Source organism: Desulfosarcina sp. BuS5 (genome assembly GCF_028752835.1).
GTDB lineage: Bacteria > Desulfobacterota > Desulfobacteria > Desulfobacterales > BuS5 > BuS5.
The window spans coordinates 3,745,124-3,771,579 of record NZ_CP087952.1 but is presented as its reverse complement, the minus strand read 5'-3'; the positions used below and the strand labels follow the sequence as shown (position 1 = coordinate 3,771,579).

Sequence of the window (26,456 nt, the reverse complement as noted above, 5' to 3'; positions counted from 1 at the left end):
AACTAAAAACAGATACTATTTCGGATAATTAAACATTATTCAAGAAACGAAGATTTTTGAAAAGCTGTTAGCATTTAGCCGTTAGCTATTGGCTCAAGGAACTATCTGTTTGATTTTAAAAGCTAATGGCTCAAAAACTTCGATTTGGAAAATATCCTTAACCTACCGGAAATATGGCAATTTCAGCTTTTCGTTCAGGCAATTCTAATTATCCGCAAATTTACTTCAAAATTACTTTCTCTTATTTTGCAAGGAGTGTAAATAGATAGGATGGTTCATTTTAGTAGGGAAATCTCCCTATAAGCGGGAGGGTGTCATTAGGGGATCTGTGAATGTATTTTATCCTTTCCAGATTTCCACATCGATCAGCCCCAGCCTTGCCGCATAACGTACAAGTTCCAGAGTGCTGTGGATATCCAGTTTATTCATAATATTGGTCCTGTGATTTTCTACTGTTTTCGGACTTATGAAAAGTTTTTCGGCGATTACCTTACTCGATAGCCCTTCTGCCACACACCGCATTACCTCCTGTTCACGAGGGGTCAGGCTGCCATAACCGGCATCTGTAATTTTAGTTTCTTTATCTTCTGATGCAATAAGGTTTCTGATCACCTGGGAAGAAATCGAGGTATCCAGAAAATACTCATTCTTTGAGATGGTATCAAGGCCTTCAACCAGTTTTTCCGCAGCCGACTCTTTTACAAGATATCCTTTTGCGCCGGCCTTGAATGCTTCTGTGATATAATCGATTTTAGAATGCATGCTGAGTATCATTATGCATGTTCCGGGAAGTTTTGCCATTATTTCACGGGTAATTTCAATCCCGGATTTATCCGGGAGGGAGAGATCCATAATAACAAGTTCGGGTTTCATTTTTTTGGCATACCTTATTCCTTCTAAACCATTTTGAGCCTCAGCTATAATTTCAAATTTGGAATGCCGGGATAAAATTGATTTAAGGCCCTCTCTGAATAGGGGATGATCATCTACAATCATTACGGTTTTTTTTTCAGCCATTTTCATGTTCCTCTAAAGGAATTTCTATAACGATTTGCGTCCCTTGAAAAGGTTTGGATTCTACCTCCATCCTGCCATTAAGAAAACCGACGCGCTCCTCCATACTCCAGATGCCTATCCTTTTTTCACTTCTGGCTTCAACCAGCCTTTCCCGCACATTAAAACCCTTTCCATTGTCTTTGATACGTAGAATTATATTTGGATACGAAGCAACCAGACGAACTTTGACATAATTGGCGTCGGCATGTTTTTTTATATTATTTAAAACTTCCTTTGCAAAACGATAAAGTGAAATCTTAATACCGAAATCAAGAGCTAATCCTTCCATGCCCGCGGAAAAAAAATCGACCTTGATCCTGTTTTTTTTATAAAATTCGTCGCAGTATTGGCGAATCGTCTGTGCCAGCCCCAACTGATCAAGGCCGGGCGGTCGCAGTCCATAAGCTATCTCCCTGATTTGTGTTATGGCTTTATTAACCATGCCTGATAAATCCGACGCCTTTTGCAGCAGCAGATCAGGCGCATCAGGCCAGTCATAAAAAAGCGTTTCAAGACCGATCTTCAATGTAGACAGGTCCTGGGCCAGATTGTCATGGAGATCACTGGAGATAAGCTGTCGCTCCTCTTCCTGGGCGCTGACCAGCTTCTGGGAGAGTTTACGCATAGATGCCTCGGCGCACTTACGTTTTGTAATGTCCTGAATTTGTACCATATATCCTTTAAATGAATCTTTCCCTTTATCTCCCAGCAGGGTAAGAAGAATGTCAATATAGATACGCCCTGATTTTTTTCTTTTAAAATGTTTGCGCTTTCTTAATTTCTCAAAGTCGTATAGCATTTCACGCCTTAATACCCCGTTTTTATGTAGCTCAGCCATGGCTTCATCAGAAAGATTCGGGCTGTCAAACAGGTCCATATCTTTTACCAGGGAAAGATCAGAAATACCGAATATATCTAAATATGACCGGTTTGCAACGACCAGCCTGCCCTGGGCGTCGAAAAGCATAATGCCTATCGGTGATTCCTCAAAAATTGTTTTAAATTTTTCTTCACTTTCATGCAAAGCTATTTCTGCAAACTTGCGCGCACTGATATCATGACTTACACCACGATAACCAAGCCCTTTGCCGGCATCGTCAAAAAAAGGGATACCGCGTATCTCAACAATGACTTCATGCCCGTCCTTGTGAACGAGACGATTTTCAAGACCCGAAATTATCGTTTTTTCAGCCATCATTTTAAGGCTTGACTCTTTTAAGATTTCCCGCTCATTATCAGAAAAAAAGTCGTAAAAATTCCTTCCGATCACCTCATTTATGCGATATCCTATAATTTTTTCAACCCCCTGGCTTGAATATATGTATCTGCCCAGCTTGTCCATTTCCCATATCCAGCCGGATGTGCTGGCAGCCAGATCAATGAATCGTCTTTCGGATTTCTGCAGCTTTTTTGTAAAATTCTGTTCTATGGCAACCCTTTCAACTATACTGGGAAGAAGGTTAAAAAAATTGTCGGATTTGACAAGATAATCTTTTACACCCAGTTTCATTGCCCGTACAGCAACGGTTTCATCCCCTTGCCCGGTCATCATGATAACCGGGATATCACTCCCATCATTATTTAAAATCTCGAGTAATTCAATCCCATCCATATCGGGCATTATGAAATCGGTTATTATGATATCCGGTTTTATTTCATCGAAACTTTCAAGAAATGCTCCGGCCTCTTCAAAATGATACACGGAGATATCTTGAAAATAAGTCCCCAGGGTACGTTTCATGAGGTCAAAATGAGACCTTTCGTCTTCAATTATTACGACATTCAAGCCTTTCATAATATTCCCCTTGCGGGCTCCTGTTTTCTAACGCAGCGAAATTATTTAGCGCCTGAACGAAAACTAAAAACAGATACTATTTCGGATATTTAAACATTATTCAAAAAACGAAAATTTTCGAAAAGCTGTTAGCATTTAGCCGTTAGCTATTGGCTCAAGGAACTATCTGTTTAATTTTAAAAGCTAACAGCTAATGGCTCAAAAACTTCGATTTGGGAAACATCCTTAACCTACCGGAAATATGGCAATTTCAGCTTTTCATTCAGGCGCTATTTACATGGAAATCTATAGTGTGAAAAAAAATGTTGTTCCCTTACCTGTTTCTGATGATACCCATATTCGACCACCGTGAAGTTCGACTATCCGTTTTACAATCGCCAGGCCGATGCCTGAACCTCCCGCGAGTTTTTTCGTAGAAGGAAGACGTTTGAAGACCTGAAAAATTATTGCAAAAAACTTCTTTTCTATTCCAACACCATTATCCCTTACAAAAAAAACATTCTCCCCCCTTTGCTGCTCCGCCCCTATTTCGATGCATGGCGCCGGGTTTTCTTTTCCTATATACTTAACCGCATTGCTTAACAGATTCTCCAGCATCTGGACCAGCCTCTTTTTGTCACCAAAAACATCCGGCAGGCGCTCCTGTATCTTTATCTCTATATCTCTATCCGCAATCCTCGGCATAATCTCCTGCAGGGCTTCATTTACAACCGATTCAAATTTAAAATTTTCCTTTCGCCCAATCAGTCGCCCGACGCGCGAAAGTTTTAAGAGATCATTAATCAATAGAATCATTTTTTCAGCGGCATTATCAATGTATCCAATATATTGCCCGCTTTTTTCAGAAAGCAGATCGCCGAAATCTTCCCTAAGCGCATCTGTAAAACCTTTTATTGTGAAAATCGAAGTTTTCAGATCATGGAAGACCATAAAGGCAAAAGCTTCAAGTTCTTTGTTTTTACCCTCAAGTTCATCAACTAAAGATTCCAGTTTTTCTTCATTTAGCTTCAGAGTCTCTTCAACTTTTTTTCTTTTACCGGCTTTCTGAATGAGATTATTAGTTGCCGCCTGATACATTTCGATCCGCTGCATCAATAAATACAACATAAATGATATTGCTGCAGATACCGTCAAAACAAGAATTAAAAACAGAAAATTTGTTGGAACAGGTGTTGAACAAACATATGTTTTAGGTTCAACAAACAATTGCCATGTTTTACCCGGAAAATTAACATCTCGAATAAAATGCACAGCATTTTCATGATGATCCGCACCATCTTTTTGCATGTTTGTGTAAATAAGCTGTTTCCCCTCATAAAGAGCGATATAAAAATCATTAAAAAGAGCGTTAGCTTTACAATTCTCCATTAGAAGGGAAACATCAAAGACAAAATTAAGATATCCTATTCCTGCTCCATTATGGATCAATGGCCGGGAAGCCTCGAAAGCAAAATTTTTTTTATCAAATGCTTTGCAGGGAGTAACCAGTAATTCCGATTTTTTACCCATTTTGTCAAAAAAATTTTGCTCATAATCTTGAAACAGTAATATTAGTTGATTGCCGGCGTTGCCTGAAGTATCATTTTTTGGATAAATCCACTGCATAACACCCTTATGATCAAACATGCTGATTATGGAAAAGCCTGTGGAATGCTTATAAAACGCTCCGGCAAATTGTATAAAACGCTCCCGGCTGAAATCTACAGGACTCCTTTCTACCCACCTGTTCCCAAAAAATTCCATTGCTGCCATATTTGTTTGCATCATATCTTCAATGCGTATACGGATCTGTTCAGCGAAAGATTTCGTGTATCCCAGGATCAGTTCATGTTTGTAATTGTTATGAATATTCCAGCAGATATAAGATCCGGATACAAATAAACAAAATACAATTACAGGGAGTATTTTTTTTAAACCACTTATTGATATCTTAAACATAGTAAAGATGCTCTCAATTTTTGGGACGCCCCCCCCTTTTTTTTGCTAACAGCTTGAAAAAAAAATCGAATTATTATAATGATGGGTATCATATTTTATGGAATTGTCAACAATAGGCGGGCGATCGTTTTCACATTATTGAATTTTGAAAAAGAGGACAAATGCCGCAACATATTATAGTAGTAAAAAAGGATAAAATAGGCAAAATTATATTCAACGATCCGGAACATTTCAACCCTTTGACACCGGATGTTTTAAAAGAGGTCATCGCAGCGATGAAGGATCTGGAGGATGATCCCGAGATCCGCGTCATTATGTTTGCAGGAAAAGGAAAAGGTTTTTCTGCAGGGGGGAGTTATGCCTTCCTGGATTCATTAACCAGGATAACCCCGGGAGAAATCAAAACCCGCCTTTACAAGTATTTTGCAGGCGCGGTAAAAGCCATCAAGCTTAGTCCCAAACCTACAATTGCTGTTGTTGGAGGACCGGCAGTGGGCGCAGGCTGCGAAGTGGCCGTGGCATGCGATTTCAGAATTGTTTCGGAAAAAGCCGTGTTTAAAGAAGTCTGGGTTAAACTAGGCCTGCTTTCACCCCTGGGTGGCATGTTTCTGCTTCCCAGGTTGATCGGTCTCTCCAAGGCTACCGAAATGTTCATGCTGGGAACACCTGTGGACGGCAAGGAGGCCGAACGTATCGGTCTGGCCAACAAATGTGTTCCGGCCGCAAAACTGGAGGAAGAGGCCGACGCACTGGCTCAAGAGCTTGCCGAAAGCGCACCCCTGGCCTTATCGGCAATTAAGGACGGTCTGCGAAGAGGGATGGAATCAAGCCTATATACAGAATGGGAAGCCAATACTTTTGCACAGGCGGCCATGTTCAGTTCCGCAGACTTTAAAGAGGCTTTATCCGCCTTAAAGGAATCACGAAAGCCTGAATTTAAGGGGAAGTAATGCCCAGCAATGAATCGAGCCGTCCCTCTTTGTCAAGCGCATAGAGGTCATCGCAGCCTCCCACATGATAATCATCGATAAATATCTGTGGAACTGTTTTTTGGCCGCCGCTTTTTTTGACTGCATCGGCGACAAGTTCGGGATGTTTATCTATACGCACTTCCTGATAATCAACGTTTTTTGATTCTAGAAGCTGCTTGGCTTTTATGCAGTAAGGGCAGATTAATGTTGAATAGATGATTACCTTTTTCATATAGATTCCTCCGATTGATTATCAGCTTGAATACTAATCTTTTTTAATTCCGCAAGCATGGGCATAACCTTGAGTCTATGTTCAGGCGGCACCATAAGAACGTTAATAGGATTATTTTTAATAAGCCCGTTGCCTGGTGCGCCGGATATCTTTTTATTCCGCCAATTTTTTTCCTGTGCTTCAAAAGAGAGCATGACATCCATAATATTTCCTGAATAGCCATCGCAATCGATATGTTCAATAAATTGTAAAAAAAGAGTATTCACTGAAATAACAAATGGATCCATTTCCGCATAACCCTTGAGAGTACAATTATGTTTGGAAACAAAAGATCTGCACCCGAAAGGTCTTTTATCATATATAGGGCAGGCTTTATCCGTCAGCAAGGAACAATTGCCCCAGGCAGAGTCTACATCTTCATCCGGTATATCCTTATCCTGCGCACACAAAACAGCAAGCCTGTTGGTGGTTGTCAGTGGTATAAAACGCTTTGATCCATATTCTGCAGCAAATTTGAGCTTTAGTATTTTTTTTTTGGCCGCAGGTAAATTAAAAAGGATATTATAGCTTTCCAGGCTTGTTATGGTTACATTGCATGTACAGCAGACTGAGCAGAATTTTTCACACGCAACATCGATGCTTTCTATAAAATCATCATAGAGTTTATAAATTTTATTTAATAATACTAATCTGTTATCTTTATCCATAAGATATTTGCCCATATATAGATTGTCGTGTACTGACCCGATTTTAAAATTTTGCACAAGGCCATAGGGAGGTAGGGGTTCAAAATCTTGAACCCCTACCTTCGACGACCGATAAAGCAGTGAAATTATTTGTGTGAAAATATAGATTCCAGGATTATCAGTTAACGTGTATAAATTTCTTTACAGCATCACGGAAGTAGTCACCCATTAATAACTCGGCAAAAGATTCAGTCTCATATTTAACTACTGTTTTACGATCATCAAATTCCAGCTTTTCAGCCAGTTTCAAAAAAACCTCAACAGATACCTGCGCATTTTTATTGATCCTGTCTGCCATATCAATGGCTGACCGCATCAAAGCATCAGGCTCAACCGACTTATCTATAAGGCCGATACGTATGGCCTCGGATACATCTATGGTTTCACCCGTAAGCAGCAGTTTAAGAGAAGCAGACTTGCCTATTAGTTTAAAGAGGCGTTTTCCTCCGCCCCAGCCTGTAATTAAACCATTAGGCGCCTGACGCAAACCAAAAGTAGCATGAGAAGCGGCTATACGGAAATGACAGGCGGTTAAGATTTCACAACCTCCACCAAGAGCCTGACCGTTCACAGCTCCAATTACAACCCTTTTACCGTAAATCAACCTTTCCAGGATCGCCTGCATCCTTTTGGACATAGCGAAGCATGCATCATAGGTTTTCAGAGATTCAAAATAACGTAAATCCCCGCCCGCACTGAATGTCCTTGAGCCTGCGCCGGTAATAATTATTGCGCGAATTTTATGATCCGCTTCAATTGTATCAAGATGTTTTTCCCATTCTTCCATCACCTGTTCATTTACGGAATTATGAACCCCAGGTCGGTTAAACCGCAGAACAGCTATGTTTTCGTTATATTCTAATTCTATTAATTTTTTATCAGTCATTAATCTGTTCCTTATAAAAATCGAGTTTTGCTATATTTTTATGAAATTAATTCATCTGGAAATTTATAGATTATAGCAAGAAAGAAAAAAAATAAAGCTATAAAATAATTGACGAGCCCAATCTCTTACCCGGATGTTTTCCGCCATTTTGTATTAAGGCTTTGACCGGTGGGATACCATAAGGAGTTCCCTCCTCAATAGCTTTCAGCACCGTGCCGCCTCCTGTGAAAAAATAGTACTGGGCATTATCCATGGCGGCCAAATAGAGGCCTGGGCTGAGGTTCTTAAACTCTTGAAGGGTATCACCGCCGCCATAGAGTTTCTTGGCATGGAGATTCAGGTCAATGGTGCGGTCCAGTTTCTCGGAACCCTCGAAAAAATGAGGAGTAAACCCCATTACGGCATTAACGAAAATGGTCCTGGCCGAACTGATGACATCCGACACGCCCGGGACATCAAATGATTCAGGGGCGATGTCGAGAAAATAACCGTACTCATCTCCAGACTTAAAGTCTTTGATGCAACGGGTCCGAAAGGCTCCCTCCACTCGTCCCTCAAGAGTATCCGATTCTATCAAATATGGGAGTTCCACCACCTTCCCTGCTTTTTCATCCTGGAGTACCAGCTCTTTGGCGGCCTTAATATCCGACTCACTCACTCCGGCAATCTTGACATCATATTTGGCGCATAAAAAAGTATTATATATAACTCCACCCAACAACAGGTTGTCAACCTGCTTATAAATCTGTTTGAGAGGATCGATTTTTGTGTCATACTTGGCTCCTGCCACAACGGCCAAAAAGGGGCGCTCCGGTTTCAGGACATATCTCAGGTTGATTAGTTCTCTTTGCATTAGAAAACCGGCAAAGCTGGGAAGATACCTGGTCATATCGCAAGTGGTGGCGTGTGGCTGCCAGGAACCAAAAGCGTCATTAACAAAAACATTGGCCAAACCGGCCAGTTGGACGGTAAATCGTTCCCGCCTTTCATTTTGGGCCTCTTCCCCATCAAACCAGCGCGTATTGGGGAGATAAATTCCCCCGATCCTGTGAGCCAGCAGATCACGAATATGCCAGTTTATGGAAGTGTCGATCTCCCTGATACCTGCTTCATGATCCACAGGGAATTGAGGGATGGAGAACTTCGTATAAAGTTTATGTTCAAGATATTCCACAATGGGCTGAACAGAAGTATCGTCCCCCACTTGTATTTTTCCGGTCTTTTTGTTCTTCGGCCGGCCCACATGGCTCATGATTATAAGCCTCCCGCCTCGCTCCACTATATTGTATAAGGTGCCGAGTGTGGCATCAATACGGTAGGGATCATGGATTACCCCATTCTTGACAACATTATGATCAACACGTACCAGGACAACCTTGCCATCAAGGTCTGCATCCTGGACAAGCGGCAAGCGGGGATCTAATTCTTGATTCTTCATGTTCTTCTCTCCTGTGGTTATGCCAATTTTTCATAAACTTTCTCGATAAAGTACCATAGGGGCTTCGAATTTTAATTGAACGACAACTGTATTGATGCTATTGACGAAATTGTCAACATGATTGCCGGCAATGCAAAAATTTTCCCCAAGACTATGGAAATCTATACTTATTTTCGATATTCCACCGACATATATTTGCCACTTTTTAAGGCAGTTATAAGATCTCTCTCACCCTTGATCTTTTCCAAGAACCTAGTTGCATAGAGGCCTGTTTCTGAAACCTCATGGGCATCGCTGCCTCCTGTTGCCGGTAGACCCAGGCCGTGAGCAACTTCTGCGGCAAACAGGTTCTCTTTTTCGGTCACTTTACCGTTCATTACCTCAAGCGCATCAACATATTTAAAAAGAGGCCTTTGCATAGCCTTTTCTGCTGACAAGCCGAGCTCGCCGATACCAAAAGTCAAAAATCCCCTGAAAGGATGGGCCGCAATTAAAAAACCTCCGGCTCGGTCCACCTCGTCCCTGAGATCTTTAAGTCTGATAATACCTTTGATATCCCGGCTTAGCCCAAATACCAGCATATCCCCCTGATCCGTTGTTATCTCATTACCGGCAAGGACCAGAAAATCATGCCTTTGACGTAACTCTTCAACTTCAGCAGGCTCCCAGACAAAATTATGATCAGTCAGACAGATACCATCCAGGCCTATCCTTTTAGCCTCTTCAATCAGCAGATTTACATCAGCAGAACTGCATGGCGATGCTGGACTGGTATGCACATGCAAATCTATAATAAAGCCTTTTGATGATATGTCCGGACCTGCAGCTATGACTGACTTGACTGACTTGACTGACTCATCAACAGCCTTTTCCTGTTTCCGCCCGGCGTTATCATCCATATCGGCAATTAACGCGGCCTCTTTAGCAGAAAAACAGCATTCAATCAGGAGGTTTGCAAAATGTCGGCAAGCTTTACGTCCTATGACCTTATGTATTTTACCTGTGAACCCCTTTTCCACACGGAAGCCAACAGCTTCATTAAGTAGATTTTCAGCCCGGTGACACTCGGGGGTAGTCCATCTGTTCCATTTGCCATTTATGGTAATAATTTGAAGATCGGATATTCTTACTGTAATATTCAACTCAAGGCTGTATATATCGTCATCGAGAATGCCGTGAACACTGAGCGTATCATGATCTTCCCTGACCACGCTGATTAGCTTGTTACGAGAGTATTTCAACATAATTTACCGGCTCCTGAAAAATGATCAGGTCTTATCCACAAAAGAACTGCCCGGCGCGAAGGCAGCGCAGCGGTTATACATTCTGATATTCTCTTTTACCATATTAGCATAATATTCGTGCTTTTCCTTTTCATCTTTCGGAGAAAACAATAATTTCTTTTTGGTAAATGCCAGTATAATACCATGACAGCACTCCTCCACCATGAATATCAATTCCCGGCAATCTGTTTTAGCGCCCATAAGTCCCTTTAGTATCTTTAACATGCCGGAACCGATTCTGACGCCGATAACTCTTTTTAAGGATTCATTTATATCAATCAGGCATTCATTTCGCAAACTGCGTGTAAACTCTCCTGTGGCGCCGGTAATTTCAAGATCAGGCAGGCAGACCATGATTTCAACATATGCTTCAGTAAATGTATCCTGAAACCGGCAATAGGATTTCATTGTATAATCATCCATCTGTTCGACACAGGTTGATCTGTTTCTTTTATAGCTTAATATATTATTCATTATTGAAGCTTTCCCAAAGGGCAAATCTAGCTGCTTTTTTGCGCGTAAGTCAATACCATCCCGCCGTCAAAAAGCAGGTCTCCGCCAACAAGGTACCTCGCAAAGCGCGAAAAACCCATGAGAAATAAATTGCCGACATCTATGGGAGCCATCATTTCTTTGACACGGGAATTCCCCATCATTACATCCTGCACCACTTCATCCTGGGTAATGCCGCGCTGCTCGGCCTGGGCCGGAATCTGTTTCAGGGCCAGGGCTGTCTTTATAAAACCGGTGCTTATAGAAAAGGAACGAATCTTTCCATCCCCTTCTGCGGCAATGGACTGGGTCAAAGCGCGCAACCCGAATTTGGTTATATTATATACGGATTTGTTAAGTGTACATATATGAGCATGCACAGAGGCCATATTTCCTATGGCTCCTGTTCCATCACTACTCTTTTTCATATGGGGAATAGTCAGCCTGGATAGAAAAAATGGGGCCCGCAGCATCAGTCTCATCATGTAATCGTATTTTTCCATAGGAAAATTGTCAATTGAGTCTATATGCTGTATCCCTGCTATGTTGGCTACATATTTGATGCTCCCCAATCCCGCAGCCTCTTCAACGGCATCTTCCAAATCTTTATCGGAACAAAGGTCGGTTTTACGGAAGATCATCCGTCCCCCCATCTCCCTGGCCATTTCCTGTGTCTTACGCCCCCCCTCTTCATCAATGTCAAGCCCGACTGTCATAAGATTGTTGGCTGCCGCAGCCACGGCCGCGGCCTTTCCAATCCCGCCGGCAGCGCCGGTGACAATACAGACATTCCCGATGTTGAAATTATCGTCCTCTAAAAAAAGAATTTCATCTTTTTTGATTTCCGGTTCTCTAATATCCATTTTTCTTCTCCTTCCTGTTGATATTTTGGGTGACAGATATCCTTGTATACAATATGTATCCAGGCAAACTCAAGGCCCGAATCTGACATCCCTCACAAACCATAAAAAGTAGTTAACACTTTTCTTCATATTAGAACCGGTATTTTCACCGCAGAGTACGCAAAAAGCGCTGAGAAACTGCTTAATTTTTAATGTAATATCTCAGCGAACTCTGCGTTCTCCGCGGTGAAATATAATTTTTTATACAAAGTAAATGTAAACTAAATTTGAAAGATGCCCCGAATCTGTATATTTTTTTGTACCGGTCTACAATAAGGTATATATTAATAAGATATATATTAGCTCCGGTCATATTTTTAGCATTTTCCCCATTGCTCCGGCAACAGGTTTTGCGTATGAAAAATGGATCTTCACAACAACAGCCGCTTCTCAATGTCTCAGCCGAATAAATAAAACACTTATGCATCAGCCGAATAAATAGAACATTTTAAAGAAGTCTCACAGGCATTATGCAAATGCATCTTTCGAATTAACAGACCAGGATATATAAAAAAATACCCCATATCATGAAAATATCTTCCTAAAAGAATTAAACAAATATCCTTCTAAAAAGAATGGGACAAAAAAATATATTCTACATATGTATTCGAAAAACCGCATTGCCTCATACGATAATTTTATTAGAAAAATCAAATAGTTATAGGCAAAAGCTATCCAGCACGCTACAGCAGTTCATTACTGCAAATAGTCTTTCCGGCATAAAAATTGCTTGTAAAATTGTTGACTTAAAGATATTAAGCTGTCAAAAGATTTTGCTCTAAAGCAATTAATTGATGGAGTAAATGCTGTAAGACAAATACTTAATATGAATTTTAAACCCTTGAGTGATACAGATTTCTATTCTTCTGTACATTTAAGTGGAAAGGAAAAAAATCATGCCGGATTCTTTTATGACATTATTTCCCCAGGCCCTTAACACACTAGAGGCTATCAAAATTCCGCTTCAAACCAGCGCCAACCTGTCTGGGGCGGCAATTCAATCTTGTTTCATGGGTTTTGAAAACCTCAGGGATACATACCGATTGGCTTACGGGCTGATGAAAAATGTTATGCCCTTTGCTCTTCCCCAGCTCAATGGATCAGGCAATAAGGTCGTTGATATGTGCTCTGCCGGAGCGGATAATTTTTTATCTCTTACCCAAAAAAACATGCTGGATAGTCTGCGTGGGTTCCAGCAAAAACGACGGGCAGAGCTGGAATTTATCAAGCTCTTTACCGACACACCGCCTGATCAAGACTGGAAGGTTGAATATGGCGACACGGACATAATCCTGGACTTGCCAAGCATCAGGCTCATAGATATCTCATTGAACACAAAACATAAAATCCGGAACTACGGGGTAATTTTTGCCCCCCGGGCAGGGCACCATTCCAATATCGCCGAACGGGTCGCCCTTTACATGCGAGATCATGGAATCACCCGCATGGCCATTGCAGAGCAAAAATGTGCCGATGATATACCGCTTCATGTAAACGGCAAAAGGCATTATGAAAATTTTGATGGACAGGTGGAGCAGTACAAAAGCATACTCGAACACCTGAAAGGCCTGACAGGATCTCCTCCTCACCTAGTGGGTATCTGCCAACCGGGGCCCCTCCTTATGGCCACCTTGATCCTGAACCCCAACCTTGCGAAAACATTCGGATCGGCAGGATCACCCATGGACACAGAGGGAGAAAAGGGATTTTTGAGCGATTTTGCCCGCCTGGCCGGGAAAAACTATATCGATATGATGATACGCTTTTTAGGCCATACAGTAGCAGAAGGCAAGAAAGGCGCAGGAAGAGAATGTTATGACGGCAGACTGCAAGTACTCGCCTTTTATGCAATGGGGATAGATCAGCATATTAAAAACCTGGATACTTTTATGTCCGACCTGCAAGAGGGTAACGAAACCCGCGCCGAGCGCCAAAAATCTTTTTATCAATGGTATAATTATGCGCACCACAGTCCTGCCGGCTTTATACGCGATACTTTTAACAAGATCTTTATCCGCAATGAACTGATCAGGGGCGAGCTGGTGATCGGAGAAAAAAAGATCGGCATCAAAGACTATCCGGCCAATGTTCCCATATGGGCACTTGGAGGTTCAAGGGATGAGGTCGCACCTCCCCTTCAAGCGACCGGCCACTTGAAATATATAAATTCCCTTCCGAAGGATGACAAACTCGATCTCATATCCGATGGAGGCCACATGGGTCTTTTTAGATCCCGCAAAATCCTGAAGGAATATTATACCAGGATTGTAGATTTTATCCTCAACAACTCTGATGTCGAATAATAACACCCCCCCCTTTTTTTTAAAAAAAAAGGGGGATCCTTCCATTAAATCCCCCCTTTCAAGAAATATTTTGTATGCATTCCAAGTATTGCCATATTTTTCAAAAAAAACTTTTTTTGCAATCCTGAACTCTCCACTGAGAACTCTCCACTGATTTTTATTATGTTATATTGCACAATAAATCACCATAGTATATCCTCCTTTATTATTATGATAAAAATAAATACTTATAAAAATAGATAATTATCTTATAAAATCAAGCTACTATCCTAATTGCAATCTGCATATTTTATTTGTTGCAGCGCATCATTTTTTCCTTGACAATCCATGAGAAAACTTTATAATTTTACCATCCTTGATTAATATAATCTATTATTTCCTAAGGGAGGGACATATAACATGGATACTGCAAAATTGACAAAACAGTTTATCGGCTTTAACAGGAGTGCATTTGACAAAAGCTTCAATGCAATAGCGATGTTGCAAGAACAGACAGAAAAAATATTCAATACATCGTTGGGACGGATCTTCCCTATTCCTGAGGAAGGGAGAAAAATGATGGATGGATGGTTGGAGTCGTACAAAACAGGATGTAGTGACTTTAAAAAGGCCGTTGATAAAAATTTTGAAAAAATGGATTTTGAGAGTGAAGGGGCCGACAAGGCAATGGAGCAAAAAATAACCCAGGTTCATGAGGATATCGGGGCTATGGGGTCAAGACTTGCTGCTCTTGAAAAACGGAACTGGCCGCAAGAGGTAGTGAACAGCATCTTGAAAAAAAAGACCTTAACGGCAAAGGAAGATCTCGAACCCCTGAAGAAAGCTCTCAATCAGATCGAAAAAGGAATGCCCGCCGCTTCTTCACTCGAAAAGATCAAAAAGGCCGTAGACCAGTTAGAAAAAAAAATGGATGGCCTCCAGGAAGACATAACCAGGGCCAGCGAAGTTATTGCAGCACTACCCATGAAACTTAACCCCTTATCTGCGCCCCCTGAAAAGGTGGTGAAAGCACCAGTCCACCAGTCATAAAACAGCCGGAACAGCCGATTTAACTGGTTCGCAGCCAGCCATATCTTTACAGGATTTATAAACCGGTAGGCAATATAAATGTATCCTGGAGACAACCTCCCGGGATAGAGAAACCACTTAAAAGATTAAGGAGAAAAAATGGAACAGGCTACAATGCTAAAACAGATAATCAACTTTAACAAAACCATATTTAATAATGCCTTTAATGCCATGACAATGCTCCAGGAGCAGATGGAAAAAATGGCAAATATGTCGCCCATGGGGCAGGGCATATGGATGATGCCGGGAGAGGGTAGAAAATTCGTGGATGAATATGTCAAAGTATACCAGAAGGGATGCAGGGATTTCAAAAAGGCCGTTGAAGAAAATTTCAAAAAGGCTGAGGAGTTTTTTGCGGAGCCTGTGAAAGAAAAAGAGAACGTAACTAAAAATACGACGGAAAAAAAACCCGCGCCCAAAAATGCGGCGGAAAAAGAAAACGTAACCAAAAAATAGTTTCAAGACATATATAAATTGTCAGATAATAACCCGATTTTAAAATTTAGCACGAGGCCAGAGGGGGTAGGGGTTCAAAATTTTGAACCCCTACTCCGACGACCGATAACGCAGTGAAATTATTTATGTGGCGGTCTATACTGAGCCTACTTCAATACCTTTTCAACCAAATACACTATCACCTGCTGAGATACCCTCCTCCTTCTTTGGTGGCAAAGCTCTTTCGCAGTATTTTGACAATCCACAATTCACAAACCCAAACAACATAAAGCGCATGGGACAATTTCATATATCATAAGTATTTCCCCCCATTAAAATAAAGCCGTTACTCTATTTACATGGTAGCTCAAAAAATTTAATTAAAAAATTAGCTTATTGCAGATAGACGTCAAGCTAAAAATTAACAATTTTTTAACAATATCCTCATAAAGACATAACACAGGGATGTTTTAAGCAACACTAAAATTGATAAAACAAACAACCTGAAACCCGTCAGAAAAAAACTCTCTCAGAAATTTAAAAGATCATTTTGTACTTTTTTAACTTATCGATATTTCAACAAAAAAGGAGAAGGGGATATGGCTAACTATCTTGATGCCGTAATTAGAAATTTTCAACGTACCGAAGGTCATGCTGCCTGTTTCAACACTATGGAAAGCAACTGTGAAGAATTAGATTGCAAGTGGTATGACGTTTGCCAGAAAAAGGATCAAGATTTTAACCTGGAGGAAATCATAGGCGATCAGCCCCGTTTTGATTACAAGGCTGCGTAAAACTTTTTTGCGCAATGTGCTTTATTCCAGCCCTTGAAAACAATCATAGGGGGCCCGCATTATGCAAACATATCGGTCTTCTTTGAATACTTTGAATACAAGGAGGTGGAAAAATGTTTCCATATGCAAAAAGAAATTATTCGCGCAATAATTATAAGGCTCACATCCTGTATGCAGATTATAAAACTGATAATTACATTGATGCCAAAATGTTTAATTACAGCCAAAACGGCATGTATTTCGAGATAGCCCGGGACTTAAAACCCGGGACGGATATTTACATCGAGATGGTCAATTATTTACCTGACGAGCCAGGCCCGGAAGCGTATAAGGCTTACAAAGCAAATGTAAGATGGCGCAGGAAAACACAAAAACAAGGCGCTTTACGCTACGGGATAGGGATCGAGTATCTGTACAAAAGTCACATAGTTTTTGCCGACAAAATCTATAAAATTACCTGCTCGTGCGATTTATGTGGAGCTAATAAGCCTTCCCGGGAAATCTGCAAAGAAGATGACTGTGTTTGTTTATGCCATAATTGCTATAGATATCTAAACGCGCTGCCTGACGGTACCACAAAAGCAAATATAAAACGAATCCTGGTGGGAAATGTAATTTAATACCTGTTAAAACCACATGCGATGGCTCCAGATATCATCCTTAAGACCTTTCATCTCATCCTTGAGCGCCAGATGTAATGACGCATTCTGAATTGCAAGCCCCCCCTGAAGCGCAAGAGCATTCACCATGGTTATCTCATCTTCAGTAAATTCACGTATGGTTCCGCTGTACAGGGTCATCACGCCGATAATCTTTTCACCGGCCCTGATAGGGGCGTAAAGCATAGATGCAATCTCTTCTTCCTGTTTTTCCTTTTTGTATTGAATTCTTTGATCAGAAAGGGCGTCTTTAACGTTTATTATATTACCATCCAAGACTTTGTTGATATTTCTTCCCATGCTTATCGCACCCTTGTTTAAATATTTAGTGCTCAATCCATAACTGGTCACAAGCTGCAGACCTTTTTTATCTTCGCTGAGAAGACGTATTGTCAAGGCCTTTAAGTCGAAAAAATGTGCAATCTCGGAAGCGAAGATATTAAGGACCTTTTTCACATCAAGGGAAGAATTGATCTTTGACGAGATACTGAAAAAAAGCTTGTTGTTCTCCCTGATCTGTTCCAGCAGCCTGGCATGTTCCAGGGCCATTCCTCCCTGTTCAGCAACCGCTGACAGGAATTCGATCTCATCGCTGGTAAAATTTCTCGGAGTTGAAGTATAGAGGCTTAAGATACCTATGGCTTTATCCTTGACCATGACCGGAACAACCAGGATGGAGGCGATGCCTTCGGCTTTTTTTGATTCGCAGTCTCCCGCCAGCGGGTCGGATGTGGCGTCATAAATAAAAATATGACCTCCTTTCAGGATATCCTCAACCATCTTCCTGGCGTGCTTCGGCCTTGTGTGGTAGTAGTTTTTCGACAGGCCTTTTTCTGCAGCCGGCACAAATATATCCTTTTCTTCATCCGCCAAAAAAATGCAGGCCGCCTTGCCATCCATTGTGTCAATCACGTTTTGAATTAGAAGATCCAAAATTTCATTAACGTCGGCGCTGGTTCCTAATACCCTGCAAATTTTACAGAATGATTGAAAAAAACTTTGTTTTCTTATCATGTGCAGTTCTCCTTCTAGAAAATAATTATTTTAACTAAACGGCCGCACCCTTAATTTTTCGTTTAAAGACAACTTTTTCTTCAGCTTTTTTTGCTGTTTTTGTTGCAGCCTTTTTTCGTTTTGTTTTTTTAATTGTGTCCCTTTCTTCCAGCCATTTTACAATCCTGGGGACCAATTTGTTCTGAACCCTGGAACTTACATATATTCCGATATGCCCTGTCTCAAGGCAATCATCCTGAACATCTTTGCTTCCCACCTTACTAGAGAGGAGATCGCATGCAGCAGGAGGGACCAGGTGATCATATCTGCCATAAATATTTAAAAGCGGCATGGTAATTTTTTTCAGGTTCACCCGTTGGTCTCCGAGCATCATTTTGCTTTGGATCAATAGATTCTTTTGATAACAGTCTACAACAAACTGCCGGAAAGTTTCACCCGCGACATCAGGACTGTCGAAAATCCACTTTTCCATCCGGACAAAATTTTCCACAAAGGTCTTGTCGCCAATGTTCTCCAGCAATCCGACATATTTGTCGATCATAAGTCGGGCCGGATTTAGAATCAAAAAACCAAAATTCATCATATCTCCCGGCATATTGCCGAAAGTGTCCACAAGAGAATCTACGTCTATATGTTTCATCCAGATATGCAGCAACCCCTGATCAGTCTCAAAATTTGTCGGTGTAACTGTGGTAATCAGATTCCTTACCTTACCGGGATGCAGGGCGGAATACATAACGCAAAAGGATCCTCCCATGCAAATCCCCATAAGATTAATTTTTTTAACCTTATGTTTTTTAAGAATATAATCGGCAATGTTGTCCATGTAACCGTTGACATGATCATCGATGGTAATAAACTTGTCTTTGCGGGTAGGATAACCCCAGTCGACCATATATACGTCGATCCCCTTCTCTAAAAATGATTGCACAACGCTTCTGCCGGGCTGAAGGTCGAGCATGGTCTCCCTGTTAATAAGGGCATAAACAATAAGCAGCGGGGTTTTAAGCGATGATTCGGTTACAGGCCTGTAATGTTTTAGTTTAACCCGGTCTTCTTCGTACTCAATATCATAGGGCGTGGTGGCTATTTGGGTATCGAGCTTATCCAATAAAACATCAGAACCTTTTTTTACACGTTCATGAAACTTTTCCGTATCTTCTGCAAGTTTAGATAAAATCAGGTCTACAGGAATTCGCGGCGCTTCCAAAATGATGCCTCCATTTTCAAAAATCTTATTATTTATTTACTGCCTGCTGCGAATTTCTTATCCAATTCTTTTACTTTCTTTTTTAGCAGATACAAATCTTTGTAAAGTTCATCCATATCCTTGTTGGTAGGAATAGGAAGAGATTGCAGGACATCGTGTAAAAAATTGTCTTTGGCTGAAATGAACAATCCCATGTCTTTCAGGGCACGCGCTAAAGACTCGCCATATTCCGAGGACTTGAAAAGTGTCATAAAATGCCCTTCAAGTATTTTAACCCATAGTCTGTAAATTTCATGCGGATCCGAAGGAAATTCACCGTTTTTTTCCAGTTCTTCAAGTTGTTGCTGTAATACATTAAATGATTTTTCTATAGGCAGGCTGAGAAGATGAATAAATTCACCCATTGAAGATTGAAAAATGTTAAAATCATCTAAACCCTCCATAAACCTTTCCTGGTAACCACGGAGCAATCCAAACTGGGGAATTTTCAGAAACTGCCTGATTTCTTGTTCATACAACTCCTTCCAGGCCGTAAACATTTCCTGGTCAAGGTGATCAAAACTGTATGCTTTGGTGTTTTTTCCCATCCGGCCTGCTTTTTCCTGCCATTGCTGATAAAACTGTAAAAAACCTGTCAGCCCTGTGCCGGCGACCTTTAAGAAGGTATCAGGCATGGCATTGATTCCTTTCAAAAATGTGCCTGCAAATGAGGGCTCGGCCAGGACAGATGCAAACAAGCGCCACATCCTAAACGCCGATTCCCATCCTTTTTGGTTGCCGCCATTATCACTCTTATCTTGCGTGGCCGAAGCACAGCCTGTTTGCAGGGAATCCTGCCATATTTTGCCCATAGATCCCCAGAACTCGTTTGCGCTGTTTAACCACTCTGAAAACTTTGCCCCTGGGTCTTTATTGCCCGTATCAGTCATGATTTTTTCTCCGGCTTGCTGATATTTTTGCGCTGCTTTTTGCAAATTGCCCAAAACTATCCATCATTTTTTGGAACTGATCTGTTTGATCATTGATGAGGGATTGAAGGTTTTCAGCTATTTTTTCCTGCCCGGTTAAACTCTCACCGCTCCGGCTCTGCAGCCTTTTTATAGTTTTTTCCTGCTCGTCGGCCTTCTTTTTAAGCGCTTCGTATTTATTGACAAGGGAAAGATGCTCTTCAAAGGATGCCGTACTGAAAAAACTAAGATAATCACTAAATAATTTTTTAAAATCTTTAATAAATTTTTCCCGGGTTTCAGGGTAATCCGGAGGCTTATCTTTCAGTCGCTCTAACCCATAAAACTTTTTAAACATTTCAAACAGATCGCCAAAATCGTTCAAGCCCCGGCTCATCCCTCTTTCCATATCTTCCATATGTTTTTGGCCCTTGGCGGCGCTGATGAAACAATTACCTATAAATTCTAAAAAATGTTTATCCATCAGATTTTTCGTCCAGTTCTTTTTCTAAATCGAGTTGGTAACGCACAGGTCCACGGCAATTCTCGCCAAAACAGGTATGCAGGGCACACTTGGAATCAGGCTTGGACCATGACGTGGCGATTGCAGCATGCCCCTTTGGAAAGACCGTTACCTCAGCATCGATATAGTCAAGCGGAGCCAAAGCTGAGGGCATATCCACCAGATCATCTTTATCGCCACAGCAGATAAGAAATTTTATCCCTTTTTCCTTTATGCGCTTAAAATTCAGCTTTTTCCCAAAAAGTTTAACAGGAAGGGTTCCATCCCCGGCTACCGGGATTGTGTAAGAGTTAAAGCTCATTTTTGTAATTTCAACCGGAAAATCGTTGCGGTCATAAATCAGCCAGTGATTAATGGCCACGCCGGTTTTGTTAATTGGCAGATCAGTTCCGTTTGCCCTGTCAAACATTGCCAGATCTCGATAAAAGGTAACGAGGGGCGCCTCTACTTCCATACTTTTCAACTTGTATACCCAGCTCATTACTTCACCATCCACAACCTGATTACCGCTTGGCAAAGTCCTGACGGCATAGCCCAAATCCCTGAACCGCTTTGGCAGATGCTGCAGGTATTCGACCAAAGAAACGCTTCTGGTGCCGTCCATCGGGCTATTGCAGGTTATGAGGGCATCGACCAGCCCGTCAAGTTTTCCTGAAAGGACATCAACGGCAGCGATAAAACCACCCTGGCAGTAACCATTCAGAGTAACCGCTTTTCCATGTTTGGATATCAGTTTCCTGCAAAACATCTGCGTATCCAGCGCATCGTTTTCACCGGTCATGATCTGAACAGACGGGGTCGTATCGATATCCTTGGTGAACCTTAGATAAGTGGGGATACCCTGATCGGCAAAGGCGTGTATATAACTCTTTCGTTCCCGGGGCAGAAAAGCAAGAATATTGGGTCCTAAAACATACGGAGGAATAATAATAATCGGCTTTCCGTTTTTTCTGACTTTAACCTTCGGATCCAGGGGAAGAACCTGGTAGAGATAAAAGCGGTCCGTCTCCGCTTCTATTTTATATCCTCCGCCCTCAAGGTGGATACCGTATTCCTGTCCAATATTTTTTATTGCCTCGGGGTAGGTATAAACCAGATGATTAAGGAGTTTTAATTGCCTGGCGGAAAAAGATGCGATATCTTCACCGTCTTTATCCAGAATTGTATTGAACCATGCTTGGCAAGCCTCATCAAACTTTTTCAGATGATACTCCTGCACAGCTTTAGTACTGCCGGAAAGCCCTTTTTCCGCTATCTGCAAGCTAAACTGAAGAAGCTTGGCATAGTCCCTGAAACTCTCCCAGGGCGGGAGTTGAACCAGCTTTTCCGCTTCCAGGGCATTAAATGCATTTAAAGCGGTCCGGAAAGGGCTGGCAAATGCTTCTAAATACTTATTAACACCACCCCAGTAGCTAAACGAGATTTTTACATTATCCGTTGCTGCCCGCTCTATTTTGTTATATTTCTGCAACAATAAAAATAATTGCTCCAGCATACTAAAAATTTTATAGTCCCCATCATATCTGCTCATATACGCCTTTTGGTTTTATTGCGATCGACCAACCCATAAAAAGCTCCCTCATCCGCAGAGCGAAGTGCGGGAGCTTTTTGCAGGAACAACAATAAAACAGGATTAATGGGAATAGATAGACGTTACCAAATAAATGTCTGTTTCTGAGTAAAACTACCTAATCTGACCCCTTCAAAAAATCTTCAACTTTGCTAAAGTTGTCATCAACGATTTTTTTAAAATCTTCACGACCTTTTTTAACTGAATTAATCCAGTCTTTAATAGCCTTTTTCCCTTCATCAGGAACCCAGGGCGCCTGGTCCAGTAACGAGGCTGTCATCCCCTCCGACTGCTGCTGGAACAAATCGATGGCATTGAGCATGTTGTTAAAAGTAGTCTTGTTAAAGTCTATAAACTGTTTAATGAAAATTGACTGATCCATTCTTATCCCTCCAAGTAAATTTTATGCTTTTGGGCCTGCATCTGAAAAAAGAGTTTCCATTTTGCTAAAGTTGTCATCAAGGACTTTTTTAAAATCTTCACGCCCTTTTTTAACCGCCTGGCTCCATTCCTGAACAGACTTTTTCCCCGTCTTAGGAATAGCAGGGCTCTGTTCTAAAAACGCCATTGTCATTTTTTCAGACTGTTCTTGTAGCATATTCATGGCATTAAAAACATTGTTAAAAGTAGATTTTTGATAATCAATCATCTGTTTTGCCATATCCGCAACTTCCATCATGGTTTTTCCTCCCTTTTCCTTGATTATTATTTAGCCAAAATTATACCTAAAAAGGCCATATTTCACAATTTTTTAATGGCCATGAACATCAATATCTGCGTTGCTCTTGTTGTTCATTGTTCACCGAAAAAACGCAATTTATAACCGTCCGAAGTATATTACTCCTGCAAATTTATTTCCATATTTCCATAATAAATCATTCACCTGGATTGTCAAGAAAAAAAATGTTGCGCCGCACAATTCTTTTTGCTGTTTTATATTTAATAATATTTAATTATATTTTTTAAATTTTCTCTTGTTTTCAAGCTATTATTATATTATCTAAAAATTTGGGAATTAATATATAATATTTTTTTTTGCGGCATAACATAAAATCCTCACAACCATGATATCGCGGAAATAACATAATGAATGAAACAGTGTTTTTAAAAAAATATGCAAACAGACGGCTGTACAACACGGAAGAGAGCAAATATGTCACCCTGGAGCAAGTCGCCGTTATGGTTAAAAAAGGCCGGGACATAAAAGTCGTTGATGCCAAAACAAAAGAGGATGTCACTGCTTATGTTCTCACCCAGATTGTAATGGAAGAGGCTAAAAAAAACAATACCTTATTGCCTGTTCCCCTTCTTTATCTGTTTATTAAGTATGGAGACAATCTGCTGGTTGAATTTTTTGAGGTATACTTGCAGCAGGCTATTCAAACTTTCTTAAATTATAAGGCAAGTTTTGATAATCAGTTTAAAAAATGGTTTACTTTAGGAGTCGACATAACAGATATTACTCAACGGTCAATGACAGGCCTATCGTCTTTAAAATCATTTCTTGATATTTCGTCCAGCCAGGATAAACAAAAAAAAAAGTCATAACTTACAAGTAAAACCAGCAACTTTAAACCTGTGCCATTCCAAGCAAATCACACATGCAATTACTCTCACACAAAATCAAAGCCACGTTGACTTGATCGTTTCTATTTGGTATTCAGCGTGAATTATTAATTTACGGAGGTTTATATGAACAAAAAAGAACAATCACTATCAATCATCAAGCCGGACGGAGTTTCCCGGAAATTGATCGGCCAGGTTGTAAAGCGCCTTGAAGAAAATAGTATCAACATTATTGCCATGAAGATGATACATATGAGCATAAAAGAGGCCCAGGGTTTTTATGCCGTCCATAAAAAACGTCCATTTTTTAACAGCCTTACAGATTTCATGTCATCGGGACCGGCTGTGGTTATGGTTCTGGAGGGTGAAGATGTAATCGCAAAATACAGGAAACTGATGGGCGCTACAAATTACAAAGAAGCTGCGGAAGGGACTATAAGAAAAGATTTTGCAACAGATATTGAAAAAAATGTTGTGCATGGATCAGATTCACTCGAATCAGCTGCTTTTGAAATTGGTTATTTTTTTAACAGCTTTGAAATAAACGGATGAATTCCGGCCAAAAAAATCTAAACAGCATCAACCTGAACAACATTGCCATAGTTCTGCATAAGCCCCGCTATCCGGAAAATATCGGGGCCGCTGCCCGGGCGCTCTGCAACATGGGCATCAAGCGGCTGCTTGTTGTGGATCCTGAAAATTACGACATTGACAAAGTCCGCAAACTTGCCACACATACCGCATCCGATATTATTGAAAATATAGAAATCCATCAAACATTAAGCCGAGCTCTAGCCGATTTTACTTATGTTGCGGGGACAACAGCACGTCTTGGAGGCCAGCGACGAATGATCAATTCTCCTTCTATGCTGGCGGAAAAGCTTGCACCTATTTCCGCAGATAACCTCATAGCGATCCTTTTCGGCCCCGAAGACAGAGGTCTATCGAACGAGGATATAAGGAACTGCCATTTACTGGTCAATATACCAACGTCAGACTTCTCTTCCCTTAACCTGGCCCAGGCAGTGATGATTATCTGCTATGAAATTTTTACTTACGCCTGCGTGGAAAAGAAAGATTTTACTCCCCGGTTTGCCAACAGGCATGAACTGGAAGGCATGTATGCTCATCTTAAAGATATTTTAATAAAAATCAGCTATATCAATACTGAAAATCCCGACTACTGGATGAACAAGCTCCGTTATTTTTTTAACCGTCTTCCACTCCGCGCCGGGGAAGTCAGCATTATCCGGGGAATATGCAGGCAAATAGAATGGTACGGAAAAAGGAAAAAATACTAGTTCTTTAAAGTGCCCTGGCCTGTCGATTCCAGAACCGTGCGCCATAATTTCCCATGGGGAATAATCTGTTTCCGCTTTCCCATGGAGAGACTCATAGGCACATGCACAAGATGCGCATTCCAATAGCTTAGAATAAGCCTGGTTTTTCCCGCCATGCCGGCGTGAACTGCTCCGTGCCCCAAAAAACCGCAGAATACACTGTCGTTCGGGTTAGCCGGAAGGCTCCTTATCATATAGCTTGGATCAATATATTTTAGCGCAATTTCCATATTTTTTGACGCAAAATATGAAGAAATTTTATCTTTTAAAAACAGGCCTATATCTTTTAATCTGACATTACCGGACTCATCATGTTCGTCCTCTATATTCTCAAAATATTTTTGCCCGGCCCCCTCAGCCACAACAATCACGGCATGTTTTCTCGCTCTCAACCGCTCCTCAAGAGAATGCAAAAGACCATTCGGACCCTCAATATCAAAATCGACTTCCGGAACCAGGGCAAAATTAACATCCTGCTGTGCCAGAGTTGCAGTACCCGCAATAAAACCGGAATGACGGCCCATAAGTTTGATCAGCCCTATTCCGTTGGGATAGCTTGCAGCTTCATTATGCGCGCTTCTGATAGCCATGGTTGCAACATCTACCGCCGTATCAAAACCGAAAGTTTTTGATATCAGATGCATATCATTATCAATTGTCTTGGGAACTCCTATAACGCCGATCTTGAGACCCCTGTCGGATATTTCATCTGTAATCCTGGAGGCGGCAACAAGAGTTCCGTCACCGCCAATGGTAAACAGGATGCCTATATTCATCCTCTCAAGACAATCAACAATCGCACCAATATCCTGCGGCCCCCGTGACGAACCGAGTATAGAACCGCCCATATCAAGAATATTGGATACAAAGTCAGGATTCAGTTCAATTACATCGTGCCCGTATTCCGGTATAAAACCCTGGAGACCGTACTTTATACCATAAATATTTTTTACTCCATACCTGTAAAACAATCCCAGAACTATTGAACGGATTACATCGTTCAGACCGGGGCACAGTCCCCCGCAGGTTACGATGGCGCACTTGAGTTTACTCGGGTCAAAATAAATCTTTTCTCTCTGGCCGGCTATTTCAAATGAAGGCGGTTCCTTCCCTTCCAGTATCATCCGGCTTAGATTATTCCGGAATACATCGATTACAATTTTTTCATCGTCGGATATAAAATTCATATCCGCTTTTATATCCGCGGATTTAAGAATTGGAGATTCAATTTTTGCCTCGCCGAGGATCTGTATAGTTGTATCCAGTGAATCATCAAACATTTTACACC

At 41.2% G+C, this 26,456-nt stretch carries 27 protein-coding genes; 9 read left to right on the top strand and 18 right to left on the bottom strand.

All coding sequences use genetic code 11. The annotated features are described in order from the left end of the window. Window positions 1-339: 339 nt before the first annotated feature. The 3 genes from BuS5_RS18235 to BuS5_RS18225 all read right to left on the bottom strand — a co-directional run bounded on the left by BuS5_RS18235 (window position 340) and on the right by BuS5_RS18225 (window position 4,789). Entirely contained in the window at window positions 340-1,017 is a 678-nt protein-coding gene (locus tag BuS5_RS18235) for a response regulator (protein WP_027352855.1), read from the bottom strand. Continuing rightward, complete coding sequence (locus BuS5_RS18230; RefSeq protein WP_051374542.1) at window positions 1,010-2,851, bottom strand: hybrid sensor histidine kinase/response regulator; 1,842 nt, start codon at window positions 2,849-2,851, stop codon at window positions 1,010-1,012. The genes BuS5_RS18235 and BuS5_RS18230 overlap by 8 nt, the downstream gene beginning before the upstream one ends. Window positions 2,852-3,136: 285 nt before the next feature. Next, the gene (locus BuS5_RS18225) at window positions 3,137-4,789 is read right to left on the bottom strand and encodes a sensor histidine kinase (protein ID WP_051374541.1); all 1,653 of its coding nucleotides are present in this window, start codon (window positions 4,787-4,789) and stop codon (window positions 3,137-3,139) included. Window positions 4,790-4,950: 161 nt separating this feature from the next. Between BuS5_RS18225 and BuS5_RS18220 the strand changes: the two genes are divergently transcribed. After that, complete coding sequence (locus BuS5_RS18220; protein WP_035264214.1) at window positions 4,951-5,739, top strand: enoyl-CoA hydratase/isomerase family protein; 789 nt, start codon at window positions 4,951-4,953, stop codon at window positions 5,737-5,739. Here BuS5_RS18220 and grxC read toward each other — a convergent pair. The 7 genes from grxC to BuS5_RS18185 all read right to left on the bottom strand — a co-directional run bounded on the left by grxC (window position 5,726) and on the right by BuS5_RS18185 (window position 11,700). Continuing rightward, on the bottom strand, window positions 5,726-5,992 hold the full coding sequence (grxC, locus tag BuS5_RS18215; protein WP_027352853.1) for a glutaredoxin 3: 267 nt from the start codon (window positions 5,990-5,992) through the stop codon (window positions 5,726-5,728). The genes BuS5_RS18220 and grxC overlap by 14 nt on opposite strands. After that, window positions 5,989-6,699, bottom strand: coding sequence for a hypothetical protein (locus tag BuS5_RS18210; RefSeq protein WP_157487299.1), 711 nt, complete (start codon window positions 6,697-6,699; stop codon window positions 5,989-5,991). The genes grxC and BuS5_RS18210 overlap by 4 nt, the downstream gene beginning before the upstream one ends. Before the next feature lie 157 nt (window positions 6,700-6,856). Next, a complete protein-coding gene (locus tag BuS5_RS18205) occupies window positions 6,857-7,624 on the bottom strand; it encodes an enoyl-CoA hydratase/isomerase family protein (RefSeq protein ID WP_051374540.1) in 768 nt (255 codons plus the stop codon). Window positions 7,625-7,721: 97 nt separating this feature from the next. After that, on the bottom strand, window positions 7,722-9,062 hold the full coding sequence (locus BuS5_RS18200; protein ID WP_035264210.1) for a phosphoglycerate kinase: 1,341 nt from the start codon (window positions 9,060-9,062) through the stop codon (window positions 7,722-7,724). 167 nt (window positions 9,063-9,229) lie between these two features. Further along, the gene (locus BuS5_RS18195; protein ID WP_027352851.1) at window positions 9,230-10,306 is read right to left on the bottom strand and encodes a PHP-associated domain-containing protein; all 1,077 of its coding nucleotides are present in this window, start codon (window positions 10,304-10,306) and stop codon (window positions 9,230-9,232) included. Window positions 10,307-10,330: 24 nt separating this feature from the next. Next, on the bottom strand, window positions 10,331-10,819 hold the full coding sequence (locus BuS5_RS18190; RefSeq protein ID WP_027352850.1) for a hypothetical protein: 489 nt from the start codon (window positions 10,817-10,819) through the stop codon (window positions 10,331-10,333). Between the two features lie 26 nt (window positions 10,820-10,845). Beyond that, window positions 10,846-11,700 (bottom strand): SDR family oxidoreductase, encoded by an 855-nt coding sequence (locus BuS5_RS18185; protein ID WP_027352849.1) that lies wholly within the window; start codon window positions 11,698-11,700, stop codon window positions 10,846-10,848. A gap of 935 nt (window positions 11,701-12,635) precedes the next feature. On the opposite strand from BuS5_RS18185, the gene BuS5_RS18180 reads away from it, so the two are divergent. The 5 genes from BuS5_RS18180 to BuS5_RS18160 all read left to right on the top strand — a co-directional run bounded on the left by BuS5_RS18180 (window position 12,636) and on the right by BuS5_RS18160 (window position 16,959). After that, complete coding sequence (locus BuS5_RS18180) at window positions 12,636-14,042, top strand: hypothetical protein (protein ID WP_027352848.1); 1,407 nt, start codon at window positions 12,636-12,638, stop codon at window positions 14,040-14,042. A gap of 399 nt (window positions 14,043-14,441) precedes the next feature. Next, entirely contained in the window at window positions 14,442-15,071 is a 630-nt protein-coding gene (locus tag BuS5_RS18175; RefSeq protein WP_051374539.1) for a hypothetical protein, read from the top strand. 138 nt (window positions 15,072-15,209) lie between these two features. Next, window positions 15,210-15,566 (top strand): hypothetical protein, encoded by a 357-nt coding sequence (locus BuS5_RS18170; RefSeq protein ID WP_051374538.1) that lies wholly within the window; start codon window positions 15,210-15,212, stop codon window positions 15,564-15,566. Between the two features lie 578 nt (window positions 15,567-16,144). After that, window positions 16,145-16,339, top strand: coding sequence for a hypothetical protein (locus tag BuS5_RS18165; protein WP_027352847.1), 195 nt, complete (start codon window positions 16,145-16,147; stop codon window positions 16,337-16,339). A gap of 113 nt (window positions 16,340-16,452) precedes the next feature. Next, window positions 16,453-16,959 (top strand): PilZ domain-containing protein, encoded by a 507-nt coding sequence (locus BuS5_RS18160; protein WP_027352846.1) that lies wholly within the window; start codon window positions 16,453-16,455, stop codon window positions 16,957-16,959. Window positions 16,960-16,965: 6 nt separating this feature from the next. Here the strand turns inward: BuS5_RS18160 and BuS5_RS18155 are convergent, their stop codons facing one another. From BuS5_RS18155 to BuS5_RS18125, 7 genes are all read right to left on the bottom strand, one after another. Further along, window positions 16,966-18,012, bottom strand: coding sequence for a GAF domain-containing protein (locus tag BuS5_RS18155; RefSeq protein WP_027352845.1), 1,047 nt, complete (start codon window positions 18,010-18,012; stop codon window positions 16,966-16,968). A gap of 34 nt (window positions 18,013-18,046) precedes the next feature. Next, window positions 18,047-19,222, bottom strand: a complete 1,176-nt coding sequence (gene phaC, locus BuS5_RS18150) for a class III poly(R)-hydroxyalkanoic acid synthase subunit PhaC (protein WP_084445557.1) — start codon at window positions 19,220-19,222, stop codon at window positions 18,047-18,049. A gap of 32 nt (window positions 19,223-19,254) precedes the next feature. Next, window positions 19,255-20,151: a poly(R)-hydroxyalkanoic acid synthase subunit PhaE gene (locus tag BuS5_RS18145; RefSeq protein WP_027352844.1), complete on the bottom strand. Its 897-nt coding sequence runs from the start codon at window positions 20,149-20,151 to the stop codon at window positions 19,255-19,257. Then, window positions 20,144-20,653, bottom strand: a complete 510-nt coding sequence (locus tag BuS5_RS18140) for a hypothetical protein (RefSeq protein ID WP_027352843.1) — start codon at window positions 20,651-20,653, stop codon at window positions 20,144-20,146. Before BuS5_RS18140 ends, BuS5_RS18145 begins: the two co-directional genes overlap by 8 nt. Continuing rightward, on the bottom strand, window positions 20,646-22,223 hold the full coding sequence (locus BuS5_RS18135; RefSeq protein ID WP_157487298.1) for a metal transporter: 1,578 nt from the start codon (window positions 22,221-22,223) through the stop codon (window positions 20,646-20,648). Before BuS5_RS18135 ends, BuS5_RS18140 begins: the two co-directional genes overlap by 8 nt. A 157-nt stretch (window positions 22,224-22,380) precedes the next feature. Continuing rightward, entirely contained in the window at window positions 22,381-22,644 is a 264-nt protein-coding gene (locus BuS5_RS18130) for a hypothetical protein (protein WP_027352842.1), read from the bottom strand. Window positions 22,645-22,665: 21 nt separating this feature from the next. Then, window positions 22,666-22,941 (bottom strand): hypothetical protein, encoded by a 276-nt coding sequence (locus BuS5_RS18125; RefSeq protein ID WP_051374537.1) that lies wholly within the window; start codon window positions 22,939-22,941, stop codon window positions 22,666-22,668. A gap of 407 nt (window positions 22,942-23,348) precedes the next feature. Between BuS5_RS18125 and BuS5_RS18120 the strand changes: the two genes are divergently transcribed. The 3 genes from BuS5_RS18120 (at window position 23,349) to BuS5_RS18110 (ending at window position 25,129) form a co-directional block, all read left to right on the top strand. Further along, complete coding sequence (locus BuS5_RS18120) at window positions 23,349-23,810, top strand: polyhydroxyalkanoate synthesis regulator DNA-binding domain-containing protein (protein WP_027352840.1); 462 nt, start codon at window positions 23,349-23,351, stop codon at window positions 23,808-23,810. Between the two features lie 144 nt (window positions 23,811-23,954). Beyond that, window positions 23,955-24,380: a nucleoside-diphosphate kinase gene (ndk, locus tag BuS5_RS18115; RefSeq protein ID WP_027352839.1), complete on the top strand. Its 426-nt coding sequence runs from the start codon at window positions 23,955-23,957 to the stop codon at window positions 24,378-24,380. Then, complete coding sequence (locus tag BuS5_RS18110) at window positions 24,377-25,129, top strand: RNA methyltransferase (RefSeq protein WP_027352838.1); 753 nt, start codon at window positions 24,377-24,379, stop codon at window positions 25,127-25,129. Before ndk ends, BuS5_RS18110 begins: the two co-directional genes overlap by 4 nt. Here the strand turns inward: BuS5_RS18110 and BuS5_RS18105 are convergent. Next, window positions 25,126-26,448: an ATP-dependent 6-phosphofructokinase gene (locus BuS5_RS18105; protein ID WP_027352837.1), complete on the bottom strand. Its 1,323-nt coding sequence runs from the start codon at window positions 26,446-26,448 to the stop codon at window positions 25,126-25,128. The two genes, BuS5_RS18110 and BuS5_RS18105, sit on opposite strands and share 4 nt — an antisense overlap. Window positions 26,449-26,456 lie beyond the last annotated feature (8 nt).